This is a genomic window from Terrimonas ferruginea DSM 30193, from assembly GCF_000425585.1.
GTDB lineage: Bacteria > Bacteroidota > Bacteroidia > Chitinophagales > Chitinophagaceae > Terrimonas > Terrimonas ferruginea.
The window spans coordinates 92,132-105,176 of record NZ_KE384402.1; the positions used below are offsets into that span (position 1 = coordinate 92,132).

Genomic DNA, 13,045 nt, shown 5'->3' on the forward strand with positions numbered 1-13,045 from the left:
TCGCCAAAAGTCAATAACAATGCCAGTACTGCTTGCGCCCGATCAATAAAAAATAAAAACCGTCCGGGAGGGAATATCTACGCTTAAAGTAATAGTGAACGAAATGTGAAATCATGAAATAGTGAACGGTGAATGGTCAATTGTGAATAAACAGCCAACGCTTTACACACTTATCACTTAATACTTACTACTTATCACTTATTACTTATTGCCACAACCTTGCTAACTTCGTATTTCTAAACGATCTCCACATGAAATGTCCGAATTGTAATGAAACACTGGTAATGGCCGACAGACAGGGTGTAGAAATTGATTACTGCCCGCAATGCAGAGGCGTGTGGCTCGACAAAGGCGAGCTCGACAAAATCGTCGAAAGGTCAGCTCAATACAATTCCAGTGCGCCCGATTCTTCCGGTTCCTTTCCTCCAGACCAGGGATACCATGAAAAAGATTATAAAAAACAAGATTATCCGCAAAAGAAAAAAAGAGGCGGCTTTCTCGGTGACCTTTTTGATTTCGATTAAGGACGGGAATCGGCAATCGTGAATCGTCAATCGTCAATAGCTCCCTAGGGCCGAAAGCCATCATAAATAAGCGATGAATAAAGAAATGGCTGTTCGCGTAAAACATTACCCTATACCTTAAGCCTTACCCCTTTTACCTTACCAGAATCATCCCGCTTCCTGAAAACCATCATCTCCGCACCTTTATCACGATAGTACCTTTGCCGTTTCAAATACCAGAAACATGGCAGTTGTTTATTCCTCTCCCGCAGAAGCCGTACAACACATAAAAAGTAATGACCGCGTTTTTATCCACGGCAGTGCCGCTACGCCGCTTACACTTGTGCAGGCACTGCTGGCACGAGGTGGAGAAATAACGAATGTGGAACTCGTGGCTATCAGCACCTTCGGGCATATCGACTGGGATCATCCGCATATCCGGAAAAACTTTTACCTCAATTCGCTCTTTGTTTCCGGCAACGTGCGCGAATGGGTCAACAGCGAATCGGGTGATTATGTGCCTGTTTTCCTCAGCGAAATCCCGAATCTTTTCCGCAACGGATACCTGCCGCTGGATGTTGCGCTGGTACAGGTATCTCCGCCGGACATACATGGCTATTGTTCCCTGGGCACCTCTATCGATGCGGCACGCTGTGCCGTGCAGGTAGCCACCAAAGTAATTGCACAGGTCAATCCCAATATGCCACGCACACACGGCGATGGCCAGGTACACGTATCCAGGTTTGCCTCGATGATCTGGGATGAGTCGTCACTCCCTGAAGTCAACTATGCCGAAAAAGTGGATGCAGCTTCACTGCGTATAGGCGAACATGTAGCGGGATTAATCGAAGACGGCTCTACTTTGCAAACAGGCATAGGCGCTATTCCCGATGCCGTGCTGGCACAACTTGGCAATCATAAAGGTCTGGGTATTCATACTGAAATGTTTTCTGATGGCATTGTGCCATTGGTGGAAAAAGGTGTAATTACCAACGAACATAAAAAAGTACATCCCGGAAAGATCGTAACAAGCTTTATCGCCGGCACAAGAAAGGTGTATGACTTTGTGCATGACAACCCGGCCGTGGCTTTCATGGATGTTTCTTTTGTCAACGACACTTCCGTGATCCGCCGCAATCCGAAAGCGGTTGCCATCAACAGCGCCATCGAAGTAGACCTTACCGGTCAGGTCTGCGCCGATTCGATTGGCATTTATCAGTACTCCGGCATTGGCGGACAAATGGATTTCATGCGCGGTGCTTCTTTGTCCGAAGGCGGCAAACCCGTTATTGCCTTGCCCTCCGTTACCAGCAAAGGCATTTCCCGTATCGTGCCCTTACTTAAACCAGGTGCAGGTGTGGTTACCACACGCGGACATGTACATTATATTGTTACCGAATACGGCGTGGTAAACCTGTACGGCAAAAACATGGAGCAACGGGCAAGGCTGCTCATCAGCATTGCCCATCCCGATCAGCGCGACATGCTGGAGCGCGCTTATTTTGAGCGTTTCAGAAAAATATTTTAGCCAGATCCCGTTTTTCCGGGTACGTACCCAAAAAAACGGCTTTCCGGCGGTCTGAGATGCGTTCAGATTGTTATCTTGTGGCATGACCGCCTCATTTGCCCAGCTATTGCTTGCCCTGCTGGCCGGTATCGGCCTGATCATTGTCTTAACTGTACGTTATCGCGTACATGCATTCCCTGCACTTTTTTTAGCCTGCCTTGTGGTAGGCCTCGGCGTGGAAATGGCTCCGATGGACATTATCCAAACCATGAAAAAAGGTTTTGGCCACATTATGCAAAGCCTTGGATTGGTGATTGTACTCGGTACACTTCTTGGTTCGATTATGGAACACAACGGCAGCACACGCGTAATGGCCGCCGCCATTCTCCGGCTGGTTGGTGAAAAACGTGCTGCAACTGCCATGGGTATTACCGGCTTTATTGTCGGCCTGCCTATCTTTTGCGATTCCGGATATATTGTATTAAGTGGTCTGAACCGTTCCGTCGCGCGCAGAAGCGGCGTTTCCATCGTCGTGCTGTCTGTGAGCCTTGCGTCGGGTCTGTATGCCGTACATTGTCTTATTCCCCCGCATCCGGGCGCCACGGCAGCAGGAAGCATTATCGGCGGCAGCATGGGCATGCATATTCTTATCGGCACACTCGTAGCTGTTCCCGCGGCACTCGCCGGATGTGCATGGGCGCGCTACATGGGAAAGAAAACGCCCACCAGCGACGAAAGTTTTATTGATGAAGAACAGGAAGAACTACCGGTCATGGCACCATGGAAAGCTTTTCTGCCGATCATTGTACCGATCGCATTGATCGGTGCCGGTGCGTTCAGCGGATTGGAAGGTGGCAATGCTGTATTGAAAATACTTGGCGAACCGATCATTGCGTTAGCCATTGGCGTTACCCTTGCCCTGGCCACCAGCACGGGCCGCCGTCATGCAATGGGACGACTGATGAGTGAGGCTGCAGAAAAAGCCGGCGGCATTCTCGTGATCATTGGAGCAGGCGGCGCTTTTGGCGCCATACTCGCCACCACCAATATCGGCGAACATCTTCAACAAGCGTTGCCATTGAGCAGTCTTGGTTTGCTGTTCCCATTTCTCCTGACCTTTGTCTTGAAGACCGCGCAGGGTTCGTCTACCGTAGCCATCATTACTGCTGCCTCTATCATAGCTCCACTGATGGGCGCATTGGGATTGGATAGTGAAAACGGGAAACTGCTTTGTCTGCTGGCGATGGGTGGCGGCTCCATGATGGTGTCACATGGCAATGATGCTTACTTCTGGGTGATCAGTAAATTCTCGGCTATCGATATGCGGCCGATGCTGAAGGTTTATTCCGTCGCAACCATCATCATGGGATTAACTACCTTTTTTGTTGTCTGGTTACTTTCCCTTTTTATGTTATGATCATCGTATCAATGTAAACGTTCCTTTCAGCAGTTTCCCAAGCCTCCAGCAATCCATTGACAGTTTTAAGTAGTAAGTTATAAGTAAACAGGCTGCTACTCCTTATTAACTTATTCACGATTGACGATTCACCTTTCACGATTGACGATTGACGATTCACTAATAAAAAAAGGGCACAACATAATATTGTACCCTTGAATCAGTTGAAAAGCTATTCGCTTATTTCACGTGCTTGCTGACAATCTTAGCCAGGTCGAACATAGACACCTGGTCTTTGCCGAACAAACCTTTCAGTTTGGCATCAGCGTTGATCATACGTCTGTTCTTTTTGTCCTGGAGATTATTTTTCTTGATGTAGTCCCAGATCTTTTTGATGATCTCTGTACGGGGCAGAGCTTTGGTTCCGATTACTTCTCCGAGTGTTGCGCTTGGAGTCAGCGGAGCCATGAAAGCTGCATTTGGTTTGCGGGCTGATTTTTTCTTCGCTGCTTTTTTAGGAGCGGCTGCTTTTTTGGGAGCGGCCTTTTTAGGAGCTGCTGCTTTTTTGGCGGCTTTCTTAGGAGCGGCCTTTTTTACTGCTTTTTTTGGAGCTGCTTTTTTCGCAGCTTTCTTTACTGTTGCCATGGTTATTAATATTAAATTAATGGGTTAATGACTAAATTTACAGCTTTTGGTATAGATGGATGCATAATTTTCCCACATTCAATCCACCTTTTTTTCAGCGGGCTTTTCCGGGGTATTTTACCTCCTGATTTCACCTCTGCCATCACTGTGAAATTAAAGGTATTATTTTCACCTAATATCCCCCACTTTTCTTAAAAAATTTCATCGCCGAAGCTGAGGGCATACGGTAACACTCGCGGGAAAACAGGTCGACACTAGCCCCCTGGCAAATCGTTATTGCACCACAATCCTCTCCTCTCTTAACGCCTAAAATCCAAAGCCTTAAATCGCCGATCCCCCTGAAATGCAGGAGTGGCGGGACTTTTGTACCTGCTTACCAAACAAAAGATGCTATGCCCGACAAACGTACTATACCTCCGCAACACCAAAATCGCCAGCCGGGATTGGAAAAACAGATGAGCCCACAACCCATTTACACCAATGATAAACCGGGTTTGGGACGCCTCAAAGACAAGGTAGCGCTTATCACCGGAGGCGACAGCGGCATCGGGCGGGCGGTAGCAATTGCCTTCGCCAAAGAGGGGGCTTCGGTGGCCATTGCCTATCTGGATGAACACGAAGACGCCCGTCATACAGCCGAGATTGTTGAGTGGTACGGCAGTAAATCGCTGGTACTGGCAGCCGATATTACCAATGAAGATGCCTGCAAAAACCTGGTACAACAAACCCTTACCCACTTCGGGAAACTGGATATCCTGGTCAATAATGCCGCCGTACAGTTTCAGCAAAAAGACATCACCAACATTACGGCAGAGCAGCTCGAACTGACCTTCCGTACCAATATATTTTCGCAATTCTACCTGGCAAAATACGCCGTGCCTTATTTAAAAGAAGGCAGTTCCATTATTAATACCGCCTCTATTACGGCCTTTCGCGGCAATCCCGATCTGATGGATTACAGTGCGACCAAAGCCGCTATTATCGGTTTTACCAGGAGCCTGTCACAGTCGCTCGTTTCCCAGGGCATACGCGTCAACGCTGTAGCACCGGGCCCCGTATGGACACCGCTGATTCCCGCTTCTTTTGATGAAGAAAAAGTTGCTGAATTTGGTGACGGAGTACCAATGGGGCGTCCGGCAGAACCGGTAGAAATTGCTCCTTGTTATGTATTTCTTGCCTCCGAAGAAAGTGCTTTTATCACGGGACAGACATTGCACCCCAATGGTGGTACAGTGATCAATGCCTGATTATATAATACTAAATAGGATATATTATGAAAAAGATTTTTTTTGCAGGGCTTGTACTCTTCCTGCTGGCAGCTTGTAACAACAACCCAAACAGCAACCGGGATTCAAATGAGGTAGCACAAGACTCTACAATTCCGGGCAATAATCCGGCTAGCGGTCCGCGTGTTGATACAGGAAATATTCCTTCCACCGACACACCGTACAACCGCACCGATTCCGTGCCCATGCATCTTCAACATCAACAACCCAAACCCTGATCCTTTATGACACTCTCGGCAACTTCCTTTTGCGATATATACAAACTTCAATTGCTGCAGGGATTTCGTGAGATAAAATTACGTGAGTTGCAGCAAAAGACGGGCGATAGCAATCCTGCTATCGCCCGGTTTATGGACAACCTGGCTGCTCAGGCCCGTCATTGCAGGAAAGAGATCGCCAGCCTGCTGAAGACGTCCATACGCCCGTCATTTGAGCTATTAAATACAGAATGCTGGCATCCGATGTTCCACATGAGAGAAGTTCTTTTTACCAAAAGAAATGAGGTGTCGCTGAAAGAAGTAATCAGCCAGATCAATGAAACAACGGGTAATATCTACCGGCGCGTGCTCGATAAAGCAACAGGATTGCCAGGGATAGTCAGCGCTTTATTGTCGCAACAACATTCGGACCTGCTGAAAGCGAGTCATCATTTTCCGGTGGAGCCGGAAAGCCGCCGCTAAGCAGCATCCGCACGCATTGGGGACATAGCGGTACAATCCGTTGCCCCTCGCACACTTTTGCCAATTGACCAACTGCGATATCCTTTCGTTTAAAAGGCATAGCATTTGATCAATCAATTGCATCTATTCATTTCAACCATTATTTATGATACAACGCGACGGTGCCATGATCAGTTTGTGGCAGGGAAACATATTCGCCTTTACACCGAAAAGCAAGGTTGATCCCCGGTTAGTATATGATGTGATCATCGTCGGCGGTGGCATCACCGGCATCTCCACTGCCCTTTCCCTGCAGGAAGCCGGTAAAAAATGCCTTGTATTGGAAAAAGAAATACTGGGCTTCGGCACAACCGGGGGCACCACGGCTCACCTCAATACATTGCTCGATACTCCGTATACCACCATTCAGAAAAATTTCAGCGAAGATGACGCAAAACTCACGGCCAAAGCGGTACAGAAAGCTTTGCGGCTGATCCATGAACGTGTTAATCGTTTTGCCATTCCCTGCGGCTACAAAGAACAGCAGGCCTTCCTGTACGCGCAGAATGAAGAACAGGAAAAAGAACTCGATGAGATTGCTAAAGCATCGGAAGCGGCCGGAATCGACCTCACGTATACTACCGAAATCCCCTTCCCGATCCCTTTTACAAAAGCCATACAGGTCAATGGTCAGGCGAGCTTCAGCCCCCTGCATTATTTATATGGCATAGCTGAAGCCTTTGAAAAAGCCGGTGGCACCATCGTTGAACATTGCCGGGTAACCGGAGTGGAAGAAACAGAACCTTTAAAGATCACCACAGACGCAGGCACCTTCAAAGCACGGGATTTGATATATGCCACGCATATTCCGCCGGGGGTAAACCTGCTTCACCTCCGGTGTATGCCCTATCGCAGTTATGCAATGGCCGTTACGTTGCAGGATTATGAGTATCCCGACGGGTTAAGTTATGATATGGTCGATCCCTATCATTATTTCAGGTGCCAGGAAATAAATGGAAAAAAATACCTTATCGCAGGCGGCAAAGACCACAAGACCGGCCATGAAGAAAATACGCGGCATTTATTTGAAACACTGGAAGCGGTTGTACATCGCTATTTCAATGTAAAAGGAATTGCTTACCGCTGGTCGTCGCAATATTATGAACCGGCGGACGGACTACCTTATATCGGACATCTTCCCGGACATCCGCAAAATATTTATGTGGCAACAGGCTTTGGCGGAAACGGCATGACTTATAGTAACGTAGCCGCGATCACGTTAACCGGTTTATTGACCGGCAGAGATGATCGCTATGCAAAATTGTTTAACCCGAACAGGCTCAAACCGGTTGCCGGTTTTGTCAATTTCATTCAGCACAATGCCGATGTGGTAAAACAATTCGCAGGAAAAATTTTTTCCGGTGAAAAAATAAGCGGCTGGTCAGCACTCGCCCGCGATGAGGCAAAACTCATCAAAGAAGAAGGACAGAAAATCGCTTTATATAAAGATGATAAAGGAATATTACACGGTGTCAACCCATCCTGCACGCACTTGCATTGCGATGTAAACTGGAACAATGCCGAACAATCCTGGGATTGCCCCTGTCACGGTGCCCGTTATTCAATGGATGGCAAAGTACTCACCGGTCCTGCCGACCGCGACCTGGAAAAAATTGCCCTGGACGATCCCGGAAATAAAAAACATTCTTAGTCTTCTATCAATTCCCATGCACTTTGATAGGCGTTTTGCTCTTCTGCATAACTGATAAAACCTGCATAAAAAGGATATTGCGAGAGGGTGGCACTGTCGCCGATCACCACCAGTTTTTTGCGTGCCCGCGTCATCGCCACGTTCATGCGGCGTATGTCCGTGAGGAAGCCGATGCGGTTTTCTGTATTGCTTCGTGTAAGACTGATATAAATGATGTCGCGCTCCTGCCCCTGGAAACTGTCGATGGTATTAACGGTGATCGACGGGCGATAAGGAGCCAGCGCAGGCTGGTGATTCAACGCATCCTGCAACCACTCTACCTGCCGGCGATAAGGGGAAATAATGCCGATGGAGGGAAAGTTTCCCGCTTCATGCGACGATAACAACTTTACCAGGTGATTCAGATGGCGGTAAAGAAAAGCACCTTCTTCAGGATTGCTGGTCGCCGTACCATCCTGCTTTTCATCGAAACCGCAACCCGCCGTATCCACAAATAACAAAGGTTGGTCATCGGGAAAAAGGCGGTGATCCTTCACGCTTTGATGTGCCTGCAATGCATTGTGGTAAAAATGAGCAGACGAATAATGCATAATCTGTTCATGCATCCGGTATTGTTCATTCAGCATCACCACCGAAGACGGATGACTGGCGACCAATTTCTCCATTAATGTTTTTTCCAGGCCATTGGCTACAGCAGCTTTAACGGTTGGAGGCAACTGGCAATGGTCACCGGCCAGCACCAGCTTGCGCGTTTTGACGATAGGAATCCAGCAGGCAGGTTCCAATGCCTGTCCGGCTTCGTCGATCACCACCGTATCGTACCGCAATGAACGGATAGCCGGATTTGCGGCTCCGACCAGGGTGGCTGTAATCACCTGCGCTTTATCCAGCAGATCCTGCAAAATGTATTGTTCGGTCTGGTCAACTTGTTTTAGCAATGCATAGGCTTCATCAAACAAAGCCTTGCGTTGTTCGCGTTCGGCTTTACCAAATTGCCTCTTGTATTTGTGCGCCATGTTTCGAAACTCATTCGCCTGCTTTTTCAACCGGCCGATCTCTTTCATCGAAGGATGTGCCGACATCTTTTCATCCAATGTGAGCGAAGAAAGTCTTTCGGAAACACGTGCGGGATTGCCAATACGCAATACATTCAATCCCTGCGCAGCCAATCGTTCACTCAACAGATCAACCGCTGCGTTGCTGGGCGCGGTAACGAGCATGCGCGGGTTGCCATTTTTCACCAATACTTTAATCGCCTGCACCAACGTAGTTGTTTTGCCGGTGCCGGGAGGGCCGTGTACAATTGCCAGGTCTCCGGCCTGCACGATCTTCTGAACGGCTTGTTGTTGCGAAGGATTGAGGGAAGGAATAATTATTTCAAATGTCTCATCGCTGAATACAGGCTGTGCAGCGCCGGTGAGTACACGGACCAGTCGTCCGTCAGTTGCATTTTCTGCGAGCTTTGCAGCGCGTTGCAACGCGCTTTGCATTTCGTCGTAACTATTATCATCAAAAAGCATGTCAATGCCGAGTTTGCCATCGCGGGCCCAATCGGGCAGTTCGTCTGTTCTGAGCGAGAGACGGAGTTTGTTGCCACTCACCCAGGTTACAATGCCTTCGGTCCTGTTTTCGCGCGGAGCATGATTGGAGAAAAAAGCGGCGGGCACGCCTGAGCGTAACTGATGCGGAAGATCCTGGTGCGTGGTACGTTCGAGTTCTACGGTCAGGTAATCACCTTTGCCAAATTCTTTATCCCGGATGGCAACGGGATACCAGCAAAGACCATTGTCACGGCGTTCGGCTACGGAAGCATTGGCGGCCATCGTGGCATACATACGCTTATCTTCTTCGCGCTCGAGTTTCAGCAGGTCTTCCAGCTTCTTGAAATACTCCATCCGGCAAAAATACGGCGTACCGGGATGTGTCAGGGATACAGCACGTATTTGAGGCGCATTTTTTTGTAATTGCTGAGGCCGGGCTCCCAGGTACGGCGGATCTCTTCGGCAGATTTGCCGGCCATTACCTGTTCTTTAAAAACACCGTTTCCGGCGAGCACTTCGATGCGTCCGATCTGTTTACTTACCGACCGGTCGAAGAAACGCGCTTTATCGGGATATTGCTGATAAAGCTCCAGCATCCATTCGATCTGCACACGTTTCATCTTCTTCAGTTTTTCCAGATCATAGTTTCTGAAGTCGCGGCCGTAGCAGGTCTCATTCATATGGAGCGGCGTTTCGCTCATACCGGGGATGCTCACAGGCGTAAAGGAAAAATCATATTGGCCTTTGAATGCGGGAGCGCCCAAAACCGTAAAAGGAAAATGGGTGCCTCTGCCCTGGCTGATGATCGTTCCTTCGAAGAGACAAAGTGTGGGATATAAAATAATACTCTCCTGTGTATTAAGATTGGGTGAGGGAGGAACGGGCAACGTATAAGGCAGATCGTGTCTGTAATTAGCAACGGGTACGATGCGCAGGCGGCATTTTTTCTTACCCGGAATCCAGCCTTCGCCGTTGATCATCTGTGCAAACTCGGCTATGGTCATTCCGTGTGCGATAGGAATGGGAAATTGACCGATGCCTGATTTATATTCCATATCGAGAACAGGTCCGTCGATCAGGTAACCGTTGGGGTTGGGCCGGTCGAGGATGAGCAGTTCTTTGTTATTATCGGCGCAGGCCTCCATTACATCGCGGAGCACATTGATATAAGTATAAAAGCGGCAGCCGACATCCTGGATATCGAAAATAAAAACGTCTACGTCGTCGAGGTCGGCTTTGGAGGGTTTACGTTTATTTCCATAGAGGGAAATAACAGGAATGCCGGTAGCGGCGTCTTTTTCATCGGCTACTTTGGCGCCGTTGCTGGCGTTACCGCGAAAGCCATGTTCCGGACCAAATGCCTTTACGATATTGATACCCCGGCTGAGCAGGCTGTCTACCAGGTGGCGCTTGCCGATAATGGTGGTAGGATTGGCGAGCACGGCTACTCTTTTCCCTTTTAAATAGGGCACATACTGTTCAGTCTGATCGGCGCCTGTGACGATCGCTTTTGCGGGATCATTAACCACAGGGGTATGAAGGCTGAAAAGAGCGAGGCAAAAAGCAACGACGGGCCAATTCATAAACATAACAATCGGTATTAATGCCAATAAAGTTATAAGATCGTGCGATGTTTTTGCAGGAAAAAAGAACGCAAAAAGCGGCATTGACGGAAAATGCCTCCGTTAGAATCTATGAAAAAAAATTACTACCCGGTTAAATGCGTGTCATTCGGCAGCAGCAGGCAGTGGAATAGTAAGTTCGGCCGCAATTTTCCGCAACTGATGGATATGCCTTTGGGTATAGACGATGATAAAGCTGAGCCATTCCTGCCGCGTGAGTGCGCCGTTAACGGGCATTTCGAAATCCAGGCACAGCAGGGAAAGGTCTAATGCTGCTGCTTTTTGTTGAAGGGTTTGCCAGATTTGGGTGAGTGTATCGATGCTTTGTTGCGGATCGAAGGGACCATTGCCGGGTATGATGAAATCGGGCGACTCCATTTTGATGGTAAAATCGAGAAACGTTTTGGCGATGCCTTCAGAAAGCGCGTCGGGATCACGGTCGGCGGATTTAACGTTGCCGTCGAGTAAAGCGGCGATATCGCAGGCTTTGATGATATGATCGGTTACCTGGCCGGCGGTCCAGCCGGAGACTTCGGTGGACTGATTGAAGGTTTGGGCATTGAAGGCTTTGATGATACCGACAAGTGTATCGGGTGTTTGTTTTAACTGTTGCTGGAGTGTAGGTAGTTGCATAAGAGAAGTGTTTGAATGAAACACAAACCTAACGGGAAAAACCGGTTTCGATGGGGTGTGAATGCGGCGAATAGGCGGTTAAATACGACAGTTTTAAACTTACCCGTTTTTTATACGGCTATCAGGTTTTGGTGAAATTAATTTTGGGGTATTGTTCAACTTTAAAATTTAATATGATGACAAGTATGACAAAACGGGATCGCGCCGCGTTAATGCAGGCTTTTGATCAACAGATACGTGCCGTTTCGGCCTCGAAGGATGCAGCCCGAAAATTTCTGGCGAAATGGGGGTTTGGCAACTACTGTGATGCGGCTAAAAATCAGTCCGAAGAAAGTAAACATTCAAATCCATGTACCTGCCAGTTTTGTGAGAGTGAAACCAGGCGGCAATATGATGAGGCCGAAAAGAATAGTCGCTTTGCGAGGCTTTTCGGATATACCGAATAGCCTGCAAAAAATCTGTCCAAATAAAAAATCCTTCCATGTATTGATGTATTTCTTTTGTACTAACCACTTAAGAAAATTGAACTCATGTATCAATTTACACCCGGACTCGTCTTCGGATTTCATGGATGCGATAAAACCGTTCGCGACGCAGTTGTTGAAGGACGGATAATGTTGAACGCTAGCCGCAATAAATATGATTGGCTGGGAGCAGGAGTTTATTTTTGGGAAAATGATTGTCATCGCGCGCTGGATTTCGCACAAAATCATCCCACCAGAAAAATAAAATCTCCATCTGTTCTGGGAGCTGTTATTGATCCTGGATATTGTCTCAATTTGCTGAACTCCGAAGATCGGAGGTTCCTAAAGAAATCATATGTAACGTTTAAACGTTCTACTATTGTTTTTCAAAATAAAGAACGTGATGACATTTCGAAGCTTAGCAATAGAAACGGTTTCCGGACCCTCGACTGCCACGTGATTGAAAATCTCCACAACATGCGGCAATACTTAAACCAGTTCCCGTTCGAATCCATCCGCAGTGCATTCACAGACGGACCTGAATTATATCCCGGCGCAGGTTTCAGGGAAAAAGATCATATCCAGCTCTGCATTCGCAACCCCAACTGCATAAAAGCCTTTTTTATCCCCAGACTTGAAGTAGAGTGGCCTCTTGTAAGCAAGTCATCATGAGATATACATTGCGCCAGCATTACAGGTCTGGAAACATCCCGGAAATATTTAAACTTACCCGTTTTTTATACGGCTATCGGGTTTTGGTGAAATTAGTTTTGGGGTATTGTTCAACTTTAAAATTTGTTAAAATGACAAGTATATCACAACGGGATCATGATGAACTAATAGCGGCATTTAAGAAGCAACGTGAACAACTTAAGAACTCACCGGAAGTCAGACGAAAATCCCTTGTTAGAATAGGATTTGGAAATTATTGTGACGGGTCTGATGGAGAGATCAAAAATGCTGAGATTTTCATCCCCTGTAGCTGCGAGTTCTGCGATAACGAAAGAAAAAAACAATACGAAACAGCCGTTTTGCAGCATAGCCGTTTAGCAAGGAGTTGTGGCTTTTTCGAATAAAC

13 protein-coding genes are annotated in these 13,045 nt (G+C 47.6%); 9 read left to right on the forward strand and 4 right to left on the reverse strand.

Annotated features, from left to right (window positions below):
• Positions 1 to 251: 251 nt before the first annotated feature.
• From H608_RS0119540 to H608_RS0119550, 3 genes are all read left to right on the forward strand, one after another.
• The gene (locus tag H608_RS0119540; protein WP_028789165.1) at positions 252 to 524 is read left to right on the forward strand and encodes a TFIIB-type zinc ribbon-containing protein; all 273 of its coding nucleotides are present in this window, start codon (positions 252 to 254) and stop codon (positions 522 to 524) included.
• A 223-nt stretch (positions 525 to 747) separates the two neighbouring features.
• Positions 748 to 2,031: an acetyl-CoA hydrolase/transferase family protein gene (locus H608_RS0119545; RefSeq protein ID WP_028789166.1), complete on the forward strand. Its 1,284-nt coding sequence runs from the start codon at positions 748 to 750 to the stop codon at positions 2,029 to 2,031.
• Between the two features lie 82 nt (positions 2,032 to 2,113).
• Positions 2,114 to 3,427, forward strand: coding sequence for a GntP family permease (locus tag H608_RS0119550; RefSeq protein WP_028789167.1), 1,314 nt, complete (start codon positions 2,114 to 2,116; stop codon positions 3,425 to 3,427).
• Between the two features lie 219 nt (positions 3,428 to 3,646).
• On the opposite strand, the gene H608_RS0119555 is transcribed toward H608_RS0119550, so the two are convergent.
• On the reverse strand, positions 3,647 to 4,051 hold the full coding sequence (locus H608_RS0119555; RefSeq protein ID WP_028789168.1) for an SWIB/MDM2 domain-containing protein: 405 nt from the start codon (positions 4,049 to 4,051) through the stop codon (positions 3,647 to 3,649).
• A 392-nt stretch (positions 4,052 to 4,443) separates the two neighbouring features.
• On the opposite strand from H608_RS0119555, the gene H608_RS0119560 reads away from it, so the two are divergent.
• From H608_RS0119560 to H608_RS0119575, 4 genes are all read left to right on the forward strand, one after another.
• Complete coding sequence (locus tag H608_RS0119560; RefSeq protein ID WP_028789169.1) at positions 4,444 to 5,298, forward strand: SDR family oxidoreductase; 855 nt, start codon at positions 4,444 to 4,446, stop codon at positions 5,296 to 5,298.
• Positions 5,299 to 5,324: 26 nt separating this feature from the next.
• Positions 5,325 to 5,555: a putative periplasmic lipoprotein gene (locus H608_RS0119565; RefSeq protein WP_028789170.1), complete on the forward strand. Its 231-nt coding sequence runs from the start codon at positions 5,325 to 5,327 to the stop codon at positions 5,553 to 5,555.
• Between the two features lie 6 nt (positions 5,556 to 5,561).
• A complete protein-coding gene (locus H608_RS0119570) occupies positions 5,562 to 6,017 on the forward strand; it encodes a hypothetical protein (protein ID WP_155990268.1) in 456 nt (151 codons plus the stop codon).
• A 145-nt stretch (positions 6,018 to 6,162) separates the two neighbouring features.
• On the forward strand, positions 6,163 to 7,707 hold the full coding sequence (locus H608_RS0119575; protein WP_028789172.1) for an FAD-dependent oxidoreductase: 1,545 nt from the start codon (positions 6,163 to 6,165) through the stop codon (positions 7,705 to 7,707).
• Here H608_RS0119575 and H608_RS0119580 read toward each other — a convergent pair.
• From H608_RS0119580 to H608_RS23105, 3 genes are all read right to left on the reverse strand, one after another.
• Positions 7,704 to 9,602, reverse strand: coding sequence for an AAA domain-containing protein (locus tag H608_RS0119580; RefSeq protein ID WP_028789173.1), 1,899 nt, complete (start codon positions 9,600 to 9,602; stop codon positions 7,704 to 7,706). The genes H608_RS0119575 and H608_RS0119580 overlap by 4 nt on opposite strands.
• A 29-nt stretch (positions 9,603 to 9,631) precedes the next feature.
• Complete coding sequence (locus H608_RS0119585; RefSeq protein ID WP_038009246.1) at positions 9,632 to 10,837, reverse strand: exo-beta-N-acetylmuramidase NamZ family protein; 1,206 nt, start codon at positions 10,835 to 10,837, stop codon at positions 9,632 to 9,634.
• Positions 10,838 to 10,975: 138 nt separating this feature from the next.
• Complete coding sequence (locus tag H608_RS23105) at positions 10,976 to 11,503, reverse strand: DinB family protein (RefSeq protein WP_051268516.1); 528 nt, start codon at positions 11,501 to 11,503, stop codon at positions 10,976 to 10,978.
• A 530-nt stretch (positions 11,504 to 12,033) separates the two neighbouring features.
• On the opposite strand from H608_RS23105, the gene H608_RS0119600 reads away from it, so the two are divergent.
• Both H608_RS0119600 and H608_RS0119605 read left to right on the forward strand, forming a co-directional pair.
• The gene (locus H608_RS0119600) at positions 12,034 to 12,639 is read left to right on the forward strand and encodes a hypothetical protein (RefSeq protein WP_028789176.1); all 606 of its coding nucleotides are present in this window, start codon (positions 12,034 to 12,036) and stop codon (positions 12,637 to 12,639) included.
• Positions 12,636 to 13,043 carry a hypothetical protein gene (locus H608_RS0119605; protein ID WP_155990269.1) on the forward strand — a complete coding sequence of 136 codons (408 nt, stop codon included), beginning with the start codon at positions 12,636 to 12,638 and terminating at the stop codon, positions 13,041 to 13,043. Before H608_RS0119600 ends, H608_RS0119605 begins: the two co-directional genes overlap by 4 nt.
• Positions 13,044 to 13,045: the final 2 nt, after the last annotated feature.